The sequence below is a fragment of the Streptococcus bovimastitidis genome, assembly GCF_001885095.1.
GTDB lineage: Bacteria > Bacillota > Bacilli > Lactobacillales > Streptococcaceae > Streptococcus > Streptococcus bovimastitidis.
Genome location: NZ_LZDD01000003.1, coordinates 202085 through 223991 on the forward strand (window position 1 = coordinate 202085; position 21907 = coordinate 223991).

At 38.1% G+C, this 21907-nt stretch carries 17 protein-coding genes; 15 read left to right on the top strand and 2 right to left on the bottom strand.

What is annotated here, in order from left to right; all coding sequences use genetic code 11:
- The first annotated feature begins 25 nt into the window (after positions 1-25).
- The 8 genes from gtfA to A9Q68_RS10615 all read left to right on the top strand — a co-directional run bounded on the left by gtfA (position 26) and on the right by A9Q68_RS10615 (position 13817).
- Positions 26-1468 carry a sucrose phosphorylase gene (gene gtfA, locus A9Q68_RS09420; protein ID WP_071794441.1) on the top strand — a complete coding sequence of 481 codons (1443 nt, stop codon included), beginning with the start codon at positions 26-28 and terminating at the stop codon, positions 1466-1468.
- Between the two features lie 72 nt (positions 1469-1540).
- Positions 1541-2389, top strand: a complete 849-nt coding sequence (locus A9Q68_RS09425) for a helix-turn-helix domain-containing protein (RefSeq protein ID WP_071794442.1) — start codon at positions 1541-1543, stop codon at positions 2387-2389.
- Between the two features lie 141 nt (positions 2390-2530).
- Positions 2531-3664 (top strand): ABC transporter ATP-binding protein, encoded by a 1134-nt coding sequence (locus tag A9Q68_RS09430; protein WP_071794443.1) that lies wholly within the window; start codon positions 2531-2533, stop codon positions 3662-3664.
- Positions 3665-3749: 85 nt separating this feature from the next.
- Positions 3750-5357: a glucan 1,6-alpha-glucosidase DexB gene (gene dexB, locus A9Q68_RS09435; RefSeq protein ID WP_071794444.1), complete on the top strand. Its 1608-nt coding sequence runs from the start codon at positions 3750-3752 to the stop codon at positions 5355-5357.
- Positions 5358-5520: 163 nt separating this feature from the next.
- Positions 5521-6189 (top strand): YiiX/YebB-like N1pC/P60 family cysteine hydrolase, encoded by a 669-nt coding sequence (locus A9Q68_RS09440; RefSeq protein WP_083426057.1) that lies wholly within the window; start codon positions 5521-5523, stop codon positions 6187-6189.
- A gap of 4 nt (positions 6190-6193) precedes the next feature.
- On the top strand, positions 6194-6799 hold the full coding sequence (locus A9Q68_RS10995) for a hypothetical protein (protein WP_240494228.1): 606 nt from the start codon (positions 6194-6196) through the stop codon (positions 6797-6799).
- A 44-nt stretch (positions 6800-6843) separates the two neighbouring features.
- Entirely contained in the window at positions 6844-7272 is a 429-nt protein-coding gene (locus tag A9Q68_RS11000; protein WP_240494229.1) for a hypothetical protein, read from the top strand.
- Positions 7273-7454: 182 nt separating this feature from the next.
- Positions 7455-13817 carry a pullulanase gene (locus tag A9Q68_RS10615; RefSeq protein WP_083426058.1) on the top strand — a complete coding sequence of 2121 codons (6363 nt, stop codon included), beginning with the start codon at positions 7455-7457 and terminating at the stop codon, positions 13815-13817.
- Positions 13818-13874: 57 nt separating this feature from the next.
- On the opposite strand, the gene A9Q68_RS09480 is transcribed toward A9Q68_RS10615, so the two are convergent.
- The gene (locus A9Q68_RS09480) at positions 13875-14435 is read right to left on the bottom strand and encodes a sugar O-acetyltransferase (protein ID WP_071794445.1); all 561 of its coding nucleotides are present in this window, start codon (positions 14433-14435) and stop codon (positions 13875-13877) included.
- Positions 14436-14448: 13 nt separating this feature from the next.
- On the bottom strand, positions 14449-15447 hold the full coding sequence (locus A9Q68_RS09485) for a LacI family DNA-binding transcriptional regulator (RefSeq protein ID WP_071794446.1): 999 nt from the start codon (positions 15445-15447) through the stop codon (positions 14449-14451).
- A 152-nt stretch (positions 15448-15599) separates the two neighbouring features.
- Here A9Q68_RS09485 and A9Q68_RS09490 point away from each other — a divergent pair, with 152 nt between their 5' ends.
- From A9Q68_RS09490 to A9Q68_RS09520, 7 genes are all read left to right on the top strand, one after another.
- Positions 15600-16763, top strand: coding sequence for a galactokinase (locus A9Q68_RS09490; RefSeq protein ID WP_071794447.1), 1164 nt, complete (start codon positions 15600-15602; stop codon positions 16761-16763).
- A 12-nt stretch (positions 16764-16775) separates the two neighbouring features.
- A complete protein-coding gene (gene galT / locus A9Q68_RS09495; protein WP_071794448.1) occupies positions 16776-18257 on the top strand; it encodes a UDP-glucose--hexose-1-phosphate uridylyltransferase in 1482 nt (493 codons plus the stop codon).
- Positions 18257-19252, top strand: a complete 996-nt coding sequence (galE, locus tag A9Q68_RS09500; protein WP_071794449.1) for a UDP-glucose 4-epimerase GalE — start codon at positions 18257-18259, stop codon at positions 19250-19252. Before galT ends, galE begins: the two co-directional genes overlap by 1 nt.
- 60 nt (positions 19253-19312) lie before the next feature.
- A complete protein-coding gene (locus A9Q68_RS09505) occupies positions 19313-19669 on the top strand; it encodes a DUF6568 family protein (protein WP_071794450.1) in 357 nt (118 codons plus the stop codon).
- A 74-nt stretch (positions 19670-19743) separates the two neighbouring features.
- The gene (gene yajC / locus A9Q68_RS09510) at positions 19744-20148 is read left to right on the top strand and encodes a preprotein translocase subunit YajC (RefSeq protein ID WP_071794451.1); all 405 of its coding nucleotides are present in this window, start codon (positions 19744-19746) and stop codon (positions 20146-20148) included.
- Between the two features lie 173 nt (positions 20149-20321).
- Positions 20322-21071 carry an isoprenyl transferase gene (locus A9Q68_RS09515; RefSeq protein WP_071794452.1) on the top strand — a complete coding sequence of 250 codons (750 nt, stop codon included), beginning with the start codon at positions 20322-20324 and terminating at the stop codon, positions 21069-21071.
- Positions 21072-21083: 12 nt separating this feature from the next.
- Positions 21084-21878 (top strand): phosphatidate cytidylyltransferase, encoded by a 795-nt coding sequence (locus A9Q68_RS09520; protein WP_071794453.1) that lies wholly within the window; start codon positions 21084-21086, stop codon positions 21876-21878.
- Positions 21879-21907: the final 29 nt, after the last annotated feature.

A 21907-nucleotide genomic window follows, 5' to 3' on the forward strand; every position in this document is an offset into this window, starting at 1 on the left:
GCGAAGGAATTAGAAAGAATAGATTATGGCAATTACAAATAAAACAATGTTGATTACCTATTCCGATAGTTTAGGTAATAATCTGAAAGATTTAAAGACAAATCTAGAAACTCATTTTGGTGAAGCCGTTGGAGGTGTCCATCTATTACCATTCTTCCCTTCTACTGGTGACCGTGGTTTTGCACCAGTTGATTATGACCAAGTCGATTCAGCTTTTGGGGATTGGGAAGATGTTAAAGCTCTAGGAGAAAAGTATTATCTCATGTTTGATTTCATGATTAATCATATTTCTCGTCAATCTAAATATTATCAAGATTATCAAGAAAAGCACGATGACTCCGCTTATAAAGATCTCTTCTTAAACTGGGATAAGTTTTGGCCTGAAAATAGACCAACTCAAGATGATGTGGATCTTATCTATAAGCGTAAAGACCGTGCTCCAAAGCAAGAAATAATTTTTGCTGATGGAAGTAAAGAGTATTTATGGAACACATTTGGTGAAGAACAAATTGATTTGGATGTTACTAAGGAAGTCACCATGCAATTTATTACTGACACCATTAAAAACCTTGCTGCGAATGGTTGTGATTTAATCCGTCTAGATGCCTTTGCTTATGCAATCAAGAAACTAGATACCAATGATTTCTTTGTTGAGCCAGATATTTGGGAACTTTTAGATAAAGTGCGTACCATTGCAGCTGAAACAGAAACTGAAATTCTCCCAGAAATTCATGAGCATTATGCCATTCAATTTAAAATTGCAGACCATGACTATTATGTCTATGACTTTGCATTACCGATGGTTGTCCTATATAGTTTATACAGTGGTAAGAGCAAAAAACTAGCAAAATGGTTACAGATGAGTCCAATGAAACAATTCACGACTCTTGACACACATGATGGTATCGGCGTTGTTGATGTTAAAGATATTCTGACGGACGAAGAAATTGTATACACATCAAATGAATTGTATAAAATTGGTGCTAATGTTAAACGCAAATATTCATCAGCAGAATACAATAATTTAGATATTTATCAAATCAATTCAACTTATTATTCAGCCCTCGGCGATGATAATAAAAAATATTTTATGTCCCGCTTGATTCAAGTGTTTGCTCCAGGAATTCCACAGGTTTATTATGTTGGATTGCTGGCTGGAAAAAATGATTTAGAGCTTTTAGAAGCTACAAAAGAAGGACGTAATATTAACCGTCATTATTACTCTAACGAAGAAATTGCTAAGGAAGTAGAACGACCAGTTGTTAAAGCTTTGATAAACTTATTTACCTATCGTAATCAATCTGAAGCTTTTGATTTGGATGGAAAGATTGAGATTGAAACTCCCGATAACTATTCGATTATTATTAAACGATCTAATAAAGACCAATCTGTAGTTTCAGAAGTTCAGATGAATCTTCAGGAGTGTAGTTATCAAGTCTTTGAAAACGGACAAGAAATCACCTTCTAATTAAAAACCTGTTTCTGAGGAAACAGGTTTTCTATGTTATAATGTCTAAAGAAGATTAAGAAAGGGATAAAGATGGACCTGAAAAAGTCATTTCCAGAAATGCAGGAGAGTCATTTTCCGATGGCTGATGATTCTTGGATCAGTATTGAAAAAGACGAGAATTATTTACATTTTCCTAAGGATAGTTTGACGGCTCGCGAGTTAGAGCTCTTAAAGATGATTGCCCCGGAATCACCTTCTGCTCAGAAAGTGACATCGCCTTGGTATCGCTACTTGGTCAAGCAAGTGGGCTCGGCTCCGCAAGAGGCTAGTCATGTTCAATTTCTTTATCTTAATCATCAGGAAGCTCTCTCTGCGGCCTTTCTCCAGGTCCTAGAGGAGATTTTGTCGGAAGCGATAGCTATTTTTCCGATTTCCCAAAACCGGACGGTCCTTTTCTTAGACATTTCTGATCCGTTAGACAGCTTGGCTATTCTCCAAGATATCCTACCAACTTTGGAAAGTGATTTTGGTCTAGCCTTGTCGCTTTTTGTGGGGAATGAGTGGCACCGTTTAGATAGTGCCAGTTTGCGGGATGTCTTTGAGGAAGAAAATGCCTTGTTTTCGGCCTATTTGCTAAAAAAAGGCGCTTCTAAAGTACAGACTTTTTCCCAATTGATGCTTTGGGCTTACTTACAACATCAGAAAATACCAGCTATTGAAGGGCAATTCCAAAAAGTCCTGATGCAAAATAGTTATTTTTCGGCTTTGATAGAAAGCATGTGGGAATCACAGGGAAATTTGGTGCAAACGGCCCAAAAACTCTATATTCACCGGAATTCTCTCCAATACAAATTAGATAAACTCAAAAAGCAGTCAGGACTTAATCTGAAGGCCCTTGACGATTTGGCTTTTGCCTACCTTTTTATGTTGAAACAATAAACTTGTGCAAGGTGCCCAATAAAGTTTGGGCGCCTTGTCTGTATTTTGTAAGCCTTTTCTTTGATAGAATAGAAGTATCAAAAATGCAGGTGCTTTGCTGGCTAGCTTCAAAGTTAGAAAGCTCAAATCAAGGAGTAAGTAATGGTAGAATTAAATTTAAACCACATTTTCAAAAAATACCCAAATACAACACACTACGCTGTTGAAGATTTCGATTTAGACATCAAAGATAAAGAATTTATCGTTTTCGTTGGTCCTTCAGGATGTGGGAAATCAACAACGCTTCGGATGATTGCTGGTCTTGAAGATATTTCTGAGGGTGAATTAAAAATTGATGGTGAACTTGTTAATGACAAGTCACCAAAAGACCGTGATATTGCCATGGTTTTCCAAAACTATGCCCTATACCCACATATGACTGTTTACGATAATATGGCTTTTGGTCTTAAGTTGCGTAAATACAAAAAAGCTGATATTGACCAACGTGTTAAAGAAGCTGCTCAAATCCTAGGCTTAACAGAGTTTCTAGAACGTAAACCAGCTGACTTGTCAGGTGGACAACGTCAACGTGTTGCCATGGGTCGTGCGATTGTCCGTGATGCAAAAGTATTCTTAATGGATGAGCCTTTATCAAACTTAGATGCTAAATTACGTGTGTCAATGCGTGCTGAAATTGCTAAAATTCACCGTCGTATTGGTTCAACAACAATCTACGTTACTCATGACCAAACAGAAGCGATGACTTTGGCTGACCGTATTGTTATCATGTCAGCGACAAAAAATCCTGAAGGTAACGGAACAATCGGTAAAATTGAACAAGTTGGTTCACCTCAAGAATTGTACAACCAACCAGCTAATAAATTTGTTGCCGGTTTTATCGGAAGCCCAGCTATGAACTTCTTCGATGTCACTATCAATGGTGCCCGAATTACTAGTGAAGATGGCCTTGATATCGGTATTACTGAAGGTCAAGCGAAAATGCTTAAAGAAGCTGGCTATGATGGTAAAAAAGTGACATTTGGTATTCGTCCAGAAGATATCTCAGCTAACCTTCTTGTTGAAGAAACTTTCCCAAGTGCCAATGTTGAAGCAGAAGTTCTCGTTTCTGAATTGTTAGGATCTGAAACAATGCTTTATGTAAAACTTGGTGACACTGAATTTGCTTCACGTGTTGATGCGCGTGATTTCCACAATCCAGGTGAAAAAGTTAGCTTAACCTTTAATGTTTCTAAAGGTCATTTCTTCGACTTAGATACTGAAAAAGCTATTCGTTAAAATCTGATTCCTCCTAGAATAATATAAAGTCCTCGAAATTCTGTTTTGAGGACTTTATATCACCCTTATATAGAAAGTGAGACCTATGGAAAAGCATTGGTGGCATCAAGCTACAATCTATCAAATTTACCCTAAATCCTTTATGGACGCTAACGGCGATGGGATTGGCGACTTGCAAGGTATTATTCAAAAGTTAGACTACTTAGAAAAACTTGGAATAACAGCTATCTGGCTATCACCTGTCTATCAATCGCCAATGGATGACAATGGCTATGATATTTCGGATTATCAGGCTATCGCAGACATTTTTGGCGATATGGCCGACATGGATCTTCTCCTTGAAGAAGCCCAAAAACGCGGCATTAGAATCATCATGGACTTGGTCGTCAATCATACCTCTGATGAACACGCTTGGTTTGTTGAAGCAAGAGAAAATCCGCAAAGTCCAGAAAGAGATTTCTACATTTGGCGTGACCAGCCAAATGCCTTAACATCAACTTTCTCTGGTTCTGCTTGGCAATTAGATGAGGCCTCTGGTCAATATTATTTGCATTTGTTTAGCAAAAAACAACCTGATTTAAACTGGGAAAATGCCGATCTTCGTCAGAAAATCTATGACATGATGAATTTCTGGATTGCTAAAGGCATTGGTGGTTTCCGCATGGATGTTATTGATTTAATAGGTAAAATTCCGGATGCTGAAATTACGGGTAATGGTCCAAAATTACATGACTATTTAAAAGAAATGAACCAAGCTAGTTTCGGCAATTATGATTTACTAACTGTTGGTGAAACTTGGGGGGCAACTCCAGAAATTGCTAAGCAATATTCTCGTCCAGAGAATAAGGAGTTATCTATGGTCTTCCAATTTGAACATATTGGTCTGCAACATGAGCCAAATCGTCCAAAATGGGAATTTGCTAAAGAATTAGATGTGTCAGCTCTCAAAACTATTTTTGCCAAATGGCAGACGGAATTGAAGTTGGGAGAAGGTTGGAATTCCTTGTTTTGGAACAATCATGACCTGCCTCGAGTTCTTTCAATCTGGGGGAATTCGCAAGAACACCGTGTCCAATCTGGTAAAGCCCTGGCCATTTTACTTCATCTGATGCGCGGTACGCCTTATATTTACCAAGGAGAAGAAATTGGCATGACTAACTATCCTTTTGCCTCTTTAGAGCAAGTGGATGATATTGAGTCGGTCAACTATGCTAAAGAAGCTTTGGAGAATGGAGTGTCAGCAGACGATATCATGGCAAGTATTCGCCAAATCGGGCGCGATAATGCCAGAACGCCGATGCAATGGGATGCTTCGACAAATGCTGGTTTTTCAAGTGCTGAGAAGACTTGGTTACCTGTCAATCCGAATTATCAGGACATTAATGTTCAAGCAGCTTTAGCAGACGAAAATTCCCTCTTTTATACCTATCAGACATTAGTAGCTTTGCGTAAGGAGCAGGACTGGTTGGTGGAAGCTGATTTCCAATTGTTAGAAACTGCAGACAAGGTTTTTGCTTATGAACGCCGTTTAGGACAAGATTCCTATTTAATCGTGGTCAACCTTTCTGATCACGAGCAGGATTTCCCTTTGGTCTGCGATTCTTATCAAACCATTATTGCTAATAGTGACCCTCAAAAAGTTATTGATTCCGGTCGTTTGGCAGCCTGGGATGCCTTCTGTATTAAAAAATAAGTTAATGAGAAGCCTTCAGTTTTGAAGGCTTTTTTTGCTTGTCATAAACAGAAAAATGATATTTTTGTTAGATTATTAAAATAAGATTGACAAAACAGGCTCGTTTATTATAATTTAGTTAGAAAACGTTTTCTGAAGAAAAAAGCAAGAAAGGAGTATTAAGATGAAAATAAAACAATTAATGGCCTGTTTTGCTGTCATTGCTGGAACGATTAGTGTGCAAACCTTGATCTCTGCACAAGAAGAAGTGAAAGATGAGGGCTACTTTTCAAGTAGCCAAGTTGAGAATTGGGAAAATAAGATTTTAAGTGAGGCTAATAAAGAAATTCCTATGGGGGACACAAAGCCATATGGTGGTAGGATGCCAAGAGCAGCTATGGGTAATTGGACATGGCGTGATGGTGTAATCTGTATCACTGATTCTCACGCAAAGAGTCCCTTATTTAATAATGGACATGCTGGTATTGTAGCGGCTGCCCCTTATTATGATGCTACTATTGAAGCCAATACTGGTGACGGGGTCCAACCTAAATACGGCCATTGGAATATTCGTTTTAATGGTAACAAGGTTTACCAATACGGTGTCGCTAAAACGACGGTTCAACAGGACCAAAAGGCTGCTCTATGGGCTGCTAAACAAATCGGAAAAGCTTATAACCATATCTTTTTTGATATTAAAACACGAAACAAATTTTATTGTTCACACTTGGTTTGGGCAGCCTATAAAGATACTGCCAATGTTGACATTGGAACTTGGGAATGGGGTCATGCCATTCACCCCTTTGAACTCATGAGCTCCAAAGAAACCACATTAATATATAGAAATCGATAAGGTCATGAAAAAAATACAAGTATTCGTCTGCACTTTTCCCCTGATTATTCTTATAGCTTTATTGACAGCTTGTCATGCTTATCAGGCAAAAAAGGATTATCAGTTTGCTATCTTTGATAAAAAAGATGTTCAAACGTTTAGTGTATCTAAGGGTCAGCTGCAGCCTCTGGAAAAAATTCGCCGTAAGAATACGAAGTTTTTTGAAAAGGAATCTTTTAAACAAGCGGGTCATCGCTATTTAGCCAAGACTTTGGAAGGTGATGGTTTAAAGGTTTTCTTAGAAAGTATCAATCAGAAAACTTTGGAAGAAAAAATCCAGCCAGCCTTGGGTAACGATGCCTATACTTCTATTACGGATGGTAGATATTTTTATGCGACAGCAGTTTTTACTGATCGACTTGACTTCTACAAATATGATTTAAACTTGAAAAAAGTTCTCAAGAAGTCTATTCCGAATAATGAGCATATAAATGCTAGTAATCAATTTCTACTAATTGATGATCAACTCTATCTTTTAGTTTCTTATGTGGATAAAGCTAGTGGCCTACCAGGTACTTGTCTTTGGCTGATGGACAAAGCTCTTTTAACATTAAGGAAAGAATTGATTTAGAAGACTCCTCAGCCTTTTTACGAATGGCCAATGTCGGACATACCTTGTATTTACCAGAATCTTTCAGGGGAAGAGATGCTAATGGTGAGCCTTTGTCTGGTCAACAAATCATGATTTTTGATCTTGATTCTAGACAAAAAAACTATTTCCCCTCATCCGCAAAGTACCCTAAATCTATTTTTTATCATCAAGGTAGCAAGCAACTGATTATTGAAAATGATGCTTTCTATAATAAAGATTTTTCTTGGACACTTATTGAAATAAGTGCCATGAAGGAAAAAATGATTAAGATAAAGCCACAAGGGAAGAGAGATTATTTACCGCCTTTTTTGGCTAATGATAAATCAAGACTTTATTTTCTATTTTCGGATCAATTGCTCGATTACCATTTGAATACTGGTAAATTAAAGCGGACAGATTTAAAGCCATTCGGCATCAGGGATGCCCATGCTATAATCATAAAAAAAGAATGAGTGATTTAAAAGACCATCTGTTTTTAAGAGGTTAAGCAAGGAAATAAATAACAAGCGATTGCACGGCCTTAAAGGCACAAAACTGGCTTACTGTATAATTATTTATAATTATTTAAGAAAACGGTTGCATAAATGATTTTTCCTTTGTATACTAGTTATGAAAAGGATCAAAGGAGGATCATATGTTACATTCAATGATAAAAAAACCTGAAGCCTTCAGACCTGAAAAACGGCAAAAATTTGGGATTCGTCGTTTGAAGGTTGGAGTTGCTTCGGTAACTATTGCAACAGCTCTCTTTTTCTCGGGAGGGCATGTTGTTCAAGCCAATACGGTTGATAGTCTGACAGATGCTACTGCGACAAGTCTCGTCACAGATACCAATTCGTCTAGTGATCAAATTTCAACATCGACTACTCCAACAATTAGCGAGACTCCGATTGCTGTTAATGCTAGTCAGACTTCTGAAACCAGTAATCCAGTTTCTACCGTATCGAATCAGGATGTAACTGTTAATTCGACAGTAGAGACACAGCCAGTTGAAGCTGTCAATCCAACTTCGCTTGCTACAAGCACTTCAAATGATAGTGTTGTTACATCAACTACCCCGACTGTGGAAACGAATGTAGCAGAGACTCCAATTGCTGCTGGTGATATTCGTTTGCATTTTCAAAATGTAACTGATGCCAATGTTGCCAATGCGGCTATTTGGACTTGGGGTGCTGTTGCTAATCCTTCAACTGGGACTTGGCCAACAGCCGCAATGCCATTTAATAGTCAACAAAAAGATGCCTATGGATACTACATTGATATCACAAAGGCAGCTAGTGGAACTGGTGATATTGGTTATGTTCTTTTAGATAATGGTACTAAAATTGGTGGTGATGGTGACCGGAAACTTCCTGTTATCGACCCTAGTATGAATGAAGCTTGGATTGATGCGCAATTCAATAGCTATACTTATCAACCGATTGCTGATGAATCTATCATTCGCATTAATTATAAACGAGCAGACAATAATTATGCTGGCTGGGGTGTTTGGATTTGGGGTGATGTGGCCACTGCAAGTCAAAAATGGCCAACCGACGCTTTAGATTTTGTCAATGAGGGACCAAATGGTCGCTATGTTGATATCCCGCTTTCAAAAGCTTTGGCTTCGAATTTCGGATTTTTATTAGTCAATCAAAATAATCCAGATGCCCCTGGTAATAAAACTGTGGATTATAGCTTCACTGATTGGGAAATTCAGAGTCAGCTCTTTTTGAAGAGTGGCGATGATAGCTTGTACACTAATCCTTACTACATTAAAACTCAAACTGAGCAAGATTTCAGCAAAGCTATTCCTGGAACTAAGAACATTAAAGCTCAAGCTAGCAGTTTGCGTCCTTTTAATTACAATGAAACTGGCATTGTTGATATTGTTTTGACGAATCCTGATAATGCCAAAATTACGCGCATGGATGTTGACACTGCGCAAATCGGTGGTGGCAAGATTCTGATTTCACCAGAATTGAACCGTGTTACGATTACAGCTAGTTCGACAACAGCAGCGGGCACTTACCAATTGCCGATTCGGATTTACGATGCTGATAATGGTTATTATGATAGTCAAGTGACTGTAACCATTAATCCTCGAAACAAGAAGCTTGGTGAAAAGGACTGGGATGAGCAAGTTATTTATTTTGCTGTGACTGACCGTTTTTATAATGGTGATCAGAGCAATGACAATTCTTTTAATCAACCTTATGATAGTGCAGTCAATCAAGCTGGTGTCTATAAGGGTGGTGACTTTAAAGGAATTACTGCTAAATTAGATTACTTGAAGGCTCTTGGTGTTTCAAGTGTTTGGGTGACACCGATTGTCGAAAACGTGCCACAAAATGTTAGTACTGAAGCTGGTAAGGAATACTATGCTTATCACGGCTACTGGGCTGATGATTTTGAAAAATTAAATCCATATTTGGGGACCTTGGATGATTTCCATGAGTTGATTGACCAAGCTGCGGCGCGTGGCATTAATATTATTGTCGATGTGGTCCTCAATCATGCGGGTTATGGTTCAGAGACTAAATTCAAGGATATGATTCGTACAGGGGACCAGATTATTGCTGGGGATGACCAGAAAGATTCTCTTGCCAACCTTCCGGATTTCCGGACTGAAGATCCTTTGGTTCGTGATCAATTAGTTGCTTGGCAAACACAATGGTTAGAAAAAGCAACGACAGCAAACGGCAATAGCATTTATGCTTTCCGTGTTGATACGGTCAAACATGTTGACGACACAACCTGGCAGGATTTTAAAAATGAATTAGCTTTAAAAGATGCTGACTTCCACTTGGTGGGTGAAAGTTGGGGAGCAAATTATAAAGATACCAAGGGTGATTTAGGCACTGGTACTATGGATAGCTTGCTTGACTTTGGCTTTAAAGACATTGCTAAACTCTTCGTAAATGGTCAATTAACAGCTGCTGGAAAAGAACTTGTTGCTCGAAACAATTTCTTGACTAGCAATCAAACCTTAGCACAGTTTTTGGGCAGTCATGATGAAGATGGCTTCCTTTACAGTATTGGCAATGATCTTGATAAGTACAAGTTAGCTATTAGTCTTTTACTGACAGCTAAAGGTCAGCCAGTCATCTATTATGGGGAAGAATTAGGTCAATCAGGTGCTAATAACTGGCCATACTATGATAACCGTTATGAATTAGATTGGTCAAAAGCTGATACCAGCGAACTGTTAAACCACTATAAAGCTCTTTTAAATTTCCGTAACACCCATAGTGATTTGATGGCCAAAGGTGATTTAAACCTTATATCTTCTAGTGACAGTCAAAGATGGTTATTGACTAAGCGCAGCAATGGCAGTGATACAGCTTACTTCCTTTATCACATGGAAGATGCTAGCCGTACTTTCAAGGTAACCCTTTCTTCCGAAAAAGCAACAGTTTTTGACGCTTATTCTGGCAAGTCTTATCAAGCCCAAAAAGCTGCTGATGGGAGCTTCTTTGTTGAGCTTATAGCGCCAAATTCTAAAGATGGCGGAACCATGATTTTACAAGTCACTGATGGCGATATTATTAAGGTTGATACAGTACTTGATGCTGAAACGCCTATCGCAGCAGGCTATATTCGTATGCACTTCAAGACTTTACCGTCAACTGATTTGTCTAGTCTAGGGCTTTGGACTTGGGAAGATGTGGCTAAGCCTTCTGAGCAAAATGGCGCTTGGCCAACAGGTGCGACCAGCTTCAAATCGGCTAAGCAAGATGCCTATGGCTTCTATCTTGACATTCAAATGGCAGAAGGTCCTCGAGATTTAATTAAATGGCTTATTAATAATACCGGAGGCCAAAATATTACTGGCGACCAATCTTTTGATGTGCTGAGTCAAAGCATGAATGAAGTTTGGTTTGATGAAAACTACAAAGCACATTATTATGCGCCTCAAGCTGTCGGAACTCTTCGCATCAACTATTTCCGAACTGATGGTAACTACAGCGACAAATCATTATGGCTTTGGGGCAGTGTCGACCCAGCTCAATTAAAACAATTAGGATCTTGGCCTGATGGTGTCAATTTTACTGACTTAGGTAAGTATGGTGCCTACCTAGATATTAAATTGACAGATTTGCCAAGTGATTTAGGTTTCCTATTGTTGGATGAAAGTAAGAGTGGTGATGCTGTTAAAATTAATCCAACTGACTACAAATTTACAGATTTTAAAAATAACACACAGATTTTCTTGAAAGATGAGGATTCAACCATTTATACAAACCCTTACTTTGTTAATAATGTTCGCATGTTAGGTGCTCAACAAACTAGTCCGACAACTATTGAAGCTAGTATGACTAGTCTTGAAGGTGCTGATAAGCCGACAATTCTTAAAAACCTAACAGTGATTAATGGGGCTAAAGAATTGGTGACAATAGACTCTATTGCTCTAAATGCAGCTCAAAAAACAATCCTCATTACTGGTAATTTTGCTGCCGATAAGGGACCATTTACTGTCACTTATATTTCAGAACAATTTTTAGCTAAAGGCAATTGGGAGTACAAAGATTCCCTTTATGCCTATGATGGATTCCTAGGTTCAAAAGTCAATGAAAATGGTCAATCAGTTGACATGGCTATTTGGTCACCAAGTGCTGATAATGTTTCAGTGGTTGTTTATGATAAAGATGACCAATCTCTTGTTCTTGGTACTGTTGCAATGCTTAAAGGTGACAAGGGTCAATGGACGGGACATCTGGACAGCAATTCCGGTTTGGGTGTGACTGACTATCGGGGCTATTATTACCATTATCAAATTCAACGTGGTGATAAGACCGTGCTTGCTTTAGATCCTTATGCTAAGTCATTAGCAGAATGGAATTCTGATTTAGCCGCTAAAGGACCTGAATATGCAGTTGCTAAGGCAGCCTTCATTGATCCGAGTCAATATGGTCCAAAAGACTTAGTTTATGCTCACATTCCAGGCTTCACAAAACGTGAAGATGCGATTATCTATGAGGCGCATGTTCGTGACTTTACATCTGACCAGGCTATTTCTGGTGATTTGACAAATCAATTTGGAACTTTTGGGGCATTCGTAGAACGCTTACAATATTTGAAAGAATTAGGGGTTACCCACATTCAATTATTGCCAGTTATGTCTTACTATTTCATCAATGAAATGAATAAAGACAGAATGGATAACTATGCTTCTAGTGATACTAACTATAACTGGGGCTATGATCCACAATCTTACTTTGCTTTGACAGGTAATTATTCTTCAGACCCAACTGATCCAAGTAAACGAATTGCTGAATTCAAGAATTTAGTTAATGAGATTCACAAACTTGGTATGGGTGTTCTGCTTGATGTGGTTTACAATCATACTGCTAAGGTCGCTATTTTAGAAGATTTGGAACCAAACTATTACCATTTCATGGATGCTGACGGTACACCTCGAACTGCTTTTGGTGGTGGTCGTGTTGGGACAACCCATTATATGACACATCGTCTCTTGCTTGATTCTATTAAATACATGGTTTCAGAGTATAAGGTTGACGGTTTCCGCTTTGATATGATGGGTGAACATGATGCGGCAACCATTCAAGCTGCATTTGATGCTGCTAAAGCTCTTAATCCAAATATCCTGATGTTGGGAGAAGGTTGGATCACATACGCTGGAGATGAAAACAAGAAAGTTCAAGCGGCAGATCAATCTTGGATGAATCAAACAGATTCTGTTGCATCTTTCTCTGATGATATCCGAAATTTATTGAAATCAGGTTATCCAAATGAAGGGCAACCAGCCTTCTTAACAAATGGTAGTCGTAGCATTAATGGCATCTTTAGCAATATTAAAGGACAACCAACGAACTTTACAGCTGATGATCCTGGTGATGTCATTCAATATATTGAAGCCCATGATAACTTAACCCTATTTGATATTATTGCGCAATCTATTAAAAAAGATCCAAGCATTGCCGAAAATAATGCTGAAATTCACCGTCGTTTGCGTTTAGGTAATTTGATTATCATGACTTCTCAAGGGACTGCATTTGTTCATGCTGGTCAAGAATATGGCCGTACCAAACAATTCCGGGATGAAGCCTACAAACAGCCAGTAGCCAGTGAATTGGTACCAAACAAATCCCATTTGCTTGTAAATGAAGATGGTACACCATTTGAATACCCATACTTTATCCACGATTCTTATGATTCTACTGATGCTATCAATCATTTTGATTGGACTAAGGCAACAAATAGTTCGCTATATCCTGAAAATACTAAGAGTCATGATTACATGCAAGGTTTGATTGCTATTCGTCGTTCGACAGATGCTTTCCGTCTTGGTGACAAAGCGCTTGTTGATCAAAACGTGAGCTTGTTGACTATTCCTGGTCAAGATGGTGTAGCCGAAAATGATCTTGTTATTGGTTATATGGTTACTGCAACAAATGGAGATCGTTATGTGGTCCTCGTTAATTCGGACAGTAAGGTACGTCATTTTACTCTACCAGCAGAATGGAGTAGCGCTAGCGTGCTGGCAGATGGTGAGCGTGCAGGCTTGGCCAATTTAACCAATCCTACTGGTTTGCATTTTGATCAAAACGGTTTAACACTTGATGCTTTGACAGCGACTATCTTGAAGTTGGCGAAAGTGACAGATACAGAACCTGGGGATACAGGTCAGAATCCAGACACACCAAATCCAGGAGATAATGGTGGAAATCCAGACACACCAGTACCTGGTGATACAGGCCAAACCCCTGATACACCGGTCCCAGGTGATAATGGACAAACTCCTGAAACTCCAATTCCTGATGGACCTTCTGGTAGTGGCCATGATCAAGGCAAGCACAAAGGTCATGAAAAACATGATAAAACTAATAAGGGACATGATAAGACGGGAAAAGCGTCAAAAATTATTGACAAAAAACTAAAAAAAGCCATCAAAGTTGACAAGAGTAAGAATAAAAAAGGTATTCTTGCTTTAGCTGGTGGAGCCTTAATTTTACCGTTTGCACTATTGGCACGTAAACAAGGGAAAGATAGCTAAAAGAAGAAAAATCTAGGAAATTTATTTCCTAGATTTTTTTATCAGTTTGAAGTGGAATTATTCTTTAATTGTTTTTGTAACTTTGGCGGGGCTGCCTAGAGCTAATGAATTAGTTGGAATGTCCTTTGTAACAAGGCTATTTGCTCCAATAATACTATTATCACCTATTGTTACTCCTGGTAAAATGGTAGAGTTGGCGCCAATCCAGCAATTTTTACCAATCTTTACAGGGAGATTATATTGATAACCTTGTTGACGTAATGAAACTTCTAATGGGTGAGTACCAGAAATAATTGTCACATTAGGGGCAATCATGGTATTATCACCAATTTCAATATAGGTATCGTCAACGAGAGTTAAGTTGAAATTAACATAGACGTTATTTCCAATGCTGGTAAAATGTCCTCCCCAATTAGCTCTTAATGGTGGTTCGATATAAACATTTTCACCAAGTGAGTGAAACATCTTTTGCATTAAGTCTTGTCTTTTTTGACCTTCCAAAGGTCTAGTTTGATTGAAATCGTATAGGATTTCTTGGCATTGGGTTTGCTTCTCCATAATGGTTGGGTCATTTGGGAAGTAGAGTTGGCCAGAATGCATTAAGTCTTTACTATTCATGGATTGATTCCTTTTATAATGTGGATTCACGGATGGTTAATCGTGTTGCTATTTTGGTAAGTGTTAAGGTGTCAGAAGGTTGGATAAGTTGTTTGTTGAGAATATCAACTGCCATAATGCCCATTTCTTCTGTATAAACTGTAACACTTGAAAGAGCGGGAAAAACTTGTTTAGTGATAGCTGTGTCATTAAAAGATATGATATTAACTCTATTAGGAACTGGTACATTAGCTTCCTGTAAAGCTCTAAGTGCACCGATTGCCAGTGTATCGTTAGCGATAAAGAAGGCGTTTGGAAGTTTGTCGCCTAGTGTAGTGATAGCATCTTTCATCAATTTGTAGCCTGACTGTGCTGAAAATTCTCCTACAAACATAAATTCAGGCTTATAGAGACCTAGTTCACTTGTATAATTTTTAAATGTTCGAAAGCGTTGATCGGTTAGTGTTTGGCTCCGGTCACTGGTTGTTTCTTCTCCAGCAATCATTCCAATATCGTGAAAACCTTTGTCAATAAAATAATCGACAGCCATCATGACAGAATGCTCAAAGTCAGTTGTAACACAATGGTGTCCAGCGGTTAAAGTGTCTGAATCGACAAAAACAAGTGGTAATTTATGTGCTTCGAGGTTTGAAATCTGTTTCTGACTAAATTTTCCGATAGCGATAACGCCTACAACACTAGCGTCTAAGATAATTTTATCATCGTTGAAGAATCGAACAATGTCATAACTAAGTAGACGTGCCCTATTTTCAATTCCAATCCTGATCGAGTAGTAGTAAAGATCATTCAATTCTTCTTGTTGGCTATACCATTGATATATGGCGATTTTTTGCTTTATTTTTGGAAGATTGGTCTTAGATTTATGTTTTGAATAACCAAGTTGATCTGCGATTGTTAAAATGCGGTGTTTGGTATCTTCACCAACTGATAGTGTTTGGTCATCGTTAAGGACACGCGAAACAGTAGCTTGCGACACTTGAGCTAAGGTTGCAATATCTTTCAAGGTTGCCATAGTTTATCTCCTTAGTTTTATTATTATCTTATGATAAGTATATCGTAAAGAAGAGTTTTTAACCACAATTTAGTAAAATTTTAGTAAAGTAATTGACTATAATTTGGAGATTTTCTAAAATAAACTTAATAGAAGAAAAAAGGAGTCTAAAAATGACAAATACTGAATTACAAACAAGGTTTCAAGAGGTTTTTAAATCAGAAGCAGATGCTTTATTCTTTTCACCTGGACGCATTAATTTAATTGGCGAACATACAGATTATAATGGTGGTCATGTTTTTCCTGCGGCAATTACTTTAGGTACTTATGGCGCTGCAAGTAAACGTACTGATACTATTTGTCGTTTCTATTCAGAAAATTTCTCGGATTTAGGTATAATTGAAATTGATCTAAATCAACTTGTTTTTGCCAAAGAAGATAATTGGACAAATTATGCCAAGGGTGTTATCAAGTTCTTAAAAGAAGCAGGGCATGACATTCCTTATGGCTTTGATTTATATGTTAATGGAAATATACCAAATGGTTCAGGTTTATCTTCCTCAGCCTCTCTCGAGCTATTAGTTGGGATTGTTTGTGAAAAATTATTTGACCTTCAACTTGAACGCCTTGATTTAGTGAAAATTGGTAAGCAGACTGAAAATCAATTTATTGGTGTTAACTCTGGAATCATGGATCAATTTGCAATTGGTTTGGGTGCAGATAAAAAAGCTATTTATTTAGATACAAATAGTCTAGAATATGAACTAGTACCATTAGATTTAGGACATTATCAAATTGTCATCATGAATACAAACAAAAGACGGGAACTGGCAGACTCAAAATATAATGAAAGACGTTCAGAATGTGAAGCAGCATTAGAAGAATTGCAAACAAAACTTGTAATTGATTCACTTGGCGCCATTGACAATGAAACTTTTGATCAATATGCCTATCTTATTAAAGATTCCAACAGACTAAAACGTGCTCGTCATGCTGTCTCCGAAAATCAACGAACATTAGAAGCCTTAAAAGCCTTACAAGCGGGCGAATTGGATAAATTTGGTCGTTTGATTAATGCCTCTCATGTCTCTTTAGAACATGACTACCAAGTTACTGGAATTGAACTAGACACCTTGGTTCATTCAGCTTGGGAACAAGATGGTGTTCTTGGAGCAAGGATGACTGGTGCTGGTTTTGGAGGTTGTGCTATCGCCATTGTTGAAAAAGAAAAAGTTCAATCTTTTAAAGAAGCTATTGAAGCAAAATACCTTGACGTTATTGGTTATAAACCAGGATTTTATATTGCAGAAGTCGCTCAAGGTTCTTACGTATTATAAAGCGAGATAATCATGAAAAAACTTGTAAACCAATTTGTAAAAGCTATCATCAAACAATCTGATTATACAGAAGAGGATAGTTTGTATTTAAGAAATAGAATCCTTTCACTTGTTGGAGAAGAGGGAAGTGACAAGCAAACTGAAGAAACAGATTGTATCTTATTAAAAGAAGAGCTCTTAGATTTAGCTCAAAATAATGGCAAAATTGGTCAATTTCTTGAAGAAAGAGACTGTCTTGGTGCAGAGTTGATGAATTTTATGACACCAGTACCAAGTCAAGTCAATAATGCTTTTTGGGAAACTTATAAAATATCTCCTGAGAATGCAATAGCTGATTTTTATAAACTCAGTAAAGCTAATGATTACATCAAAGTGTCAGCTATTGCTAAAAATATAGCATTCAAAACACCTTCACCTTACGGTAATATAGAAATTACGATTAACTTATCAAAGCCTGAGAAAGATCCAAAAGCTATAGCAGCAGCAAAATTAGCCAAGTCCTCAACCTATCCTTTATGTCAATTGTGTATGGAAAATGAAGGGTATCAGGGTCGGTTAAATCATCCAGCGCGGGCAAATCATAGAATTATAAGGATGAAATTAGACCAAGATGCCTGGGGCTTCCAATATTCTCCGTATGCTTACTTTAATGAGCATTGTATTTTCTTTGATCAAGAGCATGTGCCTATGGTCATTTCAAAAAAAACATTTGACCAACTACTGGCGATCGTCGACATTTTCCCGGATTATTTTGCAGGTTCCAACTCTGACTTGCCAATTGTTGGAGGCTCAATCCTAACTCATAACCATTATCAAGGGGGACGACACGATTTTCCAATGGCCCTTGCACAAGCAGAAAAACAATTTCGTTTTAAGGGCTTTTTGAGAATTGAAGCTGAGCTTCTAAAGTGGCCAATGTCAGTTATTCGCTTAAAGGGTGAAAATCCGGCAGAAATCAGTGACCTGGCAGAAATAATTCGTACAGCTTGGCGTCAGCATTCTGATGTAAGTGTTGATATTCTTGCTTATTCAGATGAGGTACCACATCATACAGTTACCCCAATTGCACGAAAGCGCCATGGGAAATATGAACTAGATATTGTATTACGCGACAATCATACAAGCAGTGAATTTCCAGATGGTGTCTATCATCCGCATAAAGAATTGCATCATATTAAAAAAGAAAATATTGGATTAATCGAGGTCATGGGACTAGCTATTCTACCACCACGACTTAAAGATGAACTTCTAGAAGTTGAAAAATACTTATTAGGTGAGTATAATAACATAGCAGACTATCATCTTGAATGGGCGGATGAAATCAAGACACATCAAGTTGTGTCACCTGAAAATGTACATGACCTGGTCCAAAATGAAGTCGGAAAAGTTTTTGTCCGGGTTCTAGAGGATGCAGGCGTTTATAAACAAGATGCGGAAGGCAAAGTAGCCTTCATGCGATTTGTGGAAAGTATTGGAATAGAAGGAGAAAAATAATGGCAATTCTTGTACTTGGGGGAGCAGGATATATAGGCTCTCACATGGTTGATTGGTTGATTGAAAATGGAAGTGAAGAGGTTGTCGTTGTGGATAACTTAGTTACTGGACATCGCCAAGCGGTTCATCCAGAGGCTTCTTTTTATCAAGGTGACTTAGCGGATCAAGACTTTATGCGTCGGGTATTCCAAGAAAACAAAGATATTGATGCGGTTATTCATTTTGCTGCCTTCTCTTTGGTTGGTGAATCAATGACAGATCCTTTAAAATACTTCGACAATAATACCGTTGGTATGGTTAAACTTTTAGAAGTTATGAATGAAGTTGGCGTTAAGAAAATTGTTTTCTCATCAACTGCAGCGACATATGGTATTCCTGAAGAATTGCCGATTAAGGAAACTACTTCTCAAGCACCGATTAATCCTTATGGCGAAAGTAAGTTGATGATGGAAAAAATCATGGATTGGTGTGACCAAGCCTATGGCATCAAATTTGTTGCCCTTCGCTACTTTAATGTAGCGGGTGACAAACCTGATGGCTCAATTGGTGAAGATCATAAACCAGAAACTCATTTAATTCCGATTGTCCTTCAAGTGGCTAATGGTCAACGTGAAAAAATGATGATTTTTGGGGATGATTATGAAACAGCAGATGGTACAAACATTCGTGACTATGTTCATCCTTTCGATTTAGCACAAGCGCACCTGTTAGCCGTTAATTACCTTCGCAAAGGAAATAATTCTTCTGCCTTTAACTTAGGTTCATCAACTGGTTTTTCTAATCTTCAAATCATTGAAGTGGCCCGTAAAGTGACAGGTAAAGAAATTCCTTGTGAAATTGGTCCACGTCGCCAAGGGGATCCGGATGTCTTAGTGGCTGATTCAATTAAAGCGCGTGATATCCTGGGCTGGAAACCAGAATTTGATAACATTGAAAAGATTATTGCCAGCGCTTGGACTTGGCATTCAAGCCACCCAAATGGCTATGAAGTTTAAAGGAAGGGCTTGGACCTCAGCGTCCATGCCTTTAACTATTTAGATTGAAGGAGAGACATAATGGAATTTCAAGAAGCAATTAGCTATTTTACCGAGATTACCATGAACCAACTACTGAAAAAGCAGAATGCAAAGGAAGATTTTATCCTTTTTCTAGGGCGACCTACCTGCTCTTTTTGTCGCCGTTTCGCGCCAAAATTAGCTCAAGTCAGTCAAGAAAAAGAATTAACTGTTTACTATATCCCTAGCGACTCCCTAGCCGATTTTGAAGCTATTCAAGAATTCCGTGCCAGCAATAAGATTCAAACTGTTCCGGCTTTGGTTGTTGGAAATGCTGGAAGTGTTAAGGTGGTTTGTGATTCCAGTTTGTCACCATCAGAAATCGTCGATTTTATCTTGGGCGGTAGCGGAAAATAATTAGCCTCTCCTTGCTATGTTATGCGAATTTTGATATAGTTAAGCAAGACTTTTAATTAAAAGAAGGAGCAATTATGGGATTTTCAACAATAATCATGTTTGTCGTCTTTATTGGACTCATTTTCTATATGCAACGCCAACAAAAGAAACAAGCACAAGAACGTCAAGAACAAATGAATGCCTTACAAAAAGGTGATGAAGTTATTACTATTGGTGGTATGTATGCCTTAGTCGATGAAGTTGACCAAGCAGCAAACAAAATCATCTTAGATGTCGATGGTGTTTACTTACCATTTGAACTGGGAGCCATTAAACGCATCGTTACTAAAGCAAGTGCAGAAGCAGTTACAACAAGTAATGAAGCCGTAGAAGATAAACAGGCTGAAGAAGTCGTACCAGCATCTGAAGAAGTAACTCCAGTAGCTGAAGAATCAGCAATTCAGACAGCTGAAACAAGTGATTCAGCTATTCAAGAGTAAGCAAATATTTGAAAAAATAAGTAGCTTGACTTGAAATCAAGAAAAAGGACTCTAAAATCGCCAAAATTTGGCTATTAGAGGCCTTTTTTTGTGGATTTAGACGCTAAAAGCTAAGTCAAATAGCTCTAATTATGGTAGAATAAAGTAAGTACGCTTAAAATTAAGGAAATGACATGTTACGATTACAGCTAAAACCAAAAGAAGTAAAACTCGAAAAAATTCCTAAACATATTGGCATTATCATGGATGGTAATGGTCGTTGGGCGAAAAAGCGCTTAAAACCACGTGTTTTTGGTCATAAAGCCGGAATGGACGCCCTTCAAGATGTTACCATTGCAGCTTCAGAATTAGGCGTTAAAGTCTTAACCGTTTATGCCTTTTCAACCGAAAATTGGACCAGACCTCAAGATGAAGTCTCTTTTATCATGAATTTACCAGTTGAATTTTTTGATAAATATGTTCCGGAGCTTAACAAAAATAATGTTCGCATCCAAATGATTGGTGAAACCAATCGATTACCAGAAGCAACTTTAAATGCCCTGAATCGAGCTATCGAAGCTACTCGAAAAAATTCAGGACTAGTCTTAAATTTTGCTTTGAATTATGGTGGTCGTGCCGAAATTACTAGTGCAGTGCGGATGATCGCACAAGATGTTTTGGACGCCAATTTAAATCCTGGTGATATCACCGAAGAATTAATTGCCAATTATTTAATGACAGACCACTTGCCTTACCTATATCGTGATCCAGATTTGATTATTAGAACCAGTGGTGAGTTGCGTCTTAGCAATTTCATGCCTTGGCAATCTGCCTATAGTGAATTTTATTTCACACCAATTTTATGGCCAGACTTCAAGCGAGCTGAGTTAATTGCAGCCTTGGAAGATTATAACCGCCGTCACCGTCGTTTTGGTGGCGTTTAGAGGAGTAAATATATGAGAGAACGAATTATCTGGGGGGCAATAGCAGCAGCTATCTTTTTGCCATTCTTAATTATTGGCAGCCTTCCCTTCCAGCTTTTTGTAGCTGTTTTAGCAATGATTGCTGTATCCGAAATGCTTAGAATGAAACAGCTAGAGGTCTTTTCATTTGAAGGTGTCCTAGCCATGTTGGCAGCCTTTGTCCTAACTGTCCCTATGGATAACTACCTCATTTTTTTACCAGTGGACTCCAGTTTTGCCTGTTTTGGCCTTATTGTCTTCTTCTTTTTAGCGGGGACAGTCCTAAATAGTGAGCGTTATTCCTTTGATGACGCAGCCTTTCCAATAGCAGCAAGTCTTTATGTGGGTATTGGTTTCCAAAATTTGGTCAATGCTCGCATGTCTGGAATCGACAAAGTCTTGTTAGCGCTTTTCATCGTCTGGGCAACTGACATGGGGGCTTATTTCATCGGCCGTAAGTTTGGCCGTCGAAAATTATTGGCTAAAGTATCACCAAATAAAACCATTGAAGGTAGCTTGGGTGGAATTGCTTCTGCAGTCCTCGTCTCATTAATTTTCATGCTTTTTGATAAGGCTGTATATGCACCGCATCACTTCTTAACCATGTTAGTATTTGTTATTTTCTTTTCGATTTTTGCGCAATTTGGCGATCTTGTGGAAAGTTCTATTAAGAGACACTTTGGTGTTAAAGATTCAGGGAAATTAATTCCAGGTCATGGTGGTATATTAGACCGCTTTGATTCCATGATTTTTGTTTTCCCCATCATGCATCTTTTTGGACTTTTTTAAACTCAAAAAAGTAGACTGAAAGGAAATTT

Coding starts and splice junctions, on each gene's coding strand:
- A9Q68_RS09515 (WP_071794452.1), top strand. CDS start 20,322: ATGTTACGATTACAGCTAAAACCAAAAGAAGTAAAACTCGAAAAAATT.
- yajC (WP_071794451.1), top strand. CDS start 19,744: ATGGGATTTTCAACAATAATCATGTTTGTCGTCTTTATTGGACTCATT.
- dexB (WP_071794444.1), top strand. CDS start 3,750: ATGGAAAAGCATTGGTGGCATCAAGCTACAATCTATCAAATTTACCCT.
- A9Q68_RS10995 (WP_240494228.1), top strand. CDS start 6,194: ATGAAAAAAATACAAGTATTCGTCTGCACTTTTCCCCTGATTATTCTT.
- A9Q68_RS09485 (WP_071794446.1), bottom strand. CDS start 15,447: ATGGCAACCTTGAAAGATATTGCAACCTTAGCTCAAGTGTCGCAAGCT.
- A9Q68_RS10615 (WP_083426058.1), top strand. CDS start 7,455: ATGTTACATTCAATGATAAAAAAACCTGAAGCCTTCAGACCTGAAAAA.
- A9Q68_RS09440 (WP_083426057.1), top strand. CDS start 5,521: ATGAAAATAAAACAATTAATGGCCTGTTTTGCTGTCATTGCTGGAACG.
- A9Q68_RS09480 (WP_071794445.1), bottom strand. CDS start 14,435: ATGAATAGTAAAGACTTAATGCATTCTGGCCAACTCTACTTCCCAAAT.
- A9Q68_RS09490 (WP_071794447.1), top strand. CDS start 15,600: ATGACAAATACTGAATTACAAACAAGGTTTCAAGAGGTTTTTAAATCA.
- galT (WP_071794448.1), top strand. CDS start 16,776: ATGAAAAAACTTGTAAACCAATTTGTAAAAGCTATCATCAAACAATCT.
- A9Q68_RS09505 (WP_071794450.1), top strand. CDS start 19,313: ATGGAATTTCAAGAAGCAATTAGCTATTTTACCGAGATTACCATGAAC.
- gtfA (WP_071794441.1), top strand. CDS start 26: ATGGCAATTACAAATAAAACAATGTTGATTACCTATTCCGATAGTTTA.
- A9Q68_RS09430 (WP_071794443.1), top strand. CDS start 2,531: ATGGTAGAATTAAATTTAAACCACATTTTCAAAAAATACCCAAATACA.
- A9Q68_RS09520 (WP_071794453.1), top strand. CDS start 21,084: ATGAGAGAACGAATTATCTGGGGGGCAATAGCAGCAGCTATCTTTTTG.
- galE (WP_071794449.1), top strand. CDS start 18,257: ATGGCAATTCTTGTACTTGGGGGAGCAGGATATATAGGCTCTCACATG.
- A9Q68_RS09425 (WP_071794442.1), top strand. CDS start 1,541: ATGGACCTGAAAAAGTCATTTCCAGAAATGCAGGAGAGTCATTTTCCG.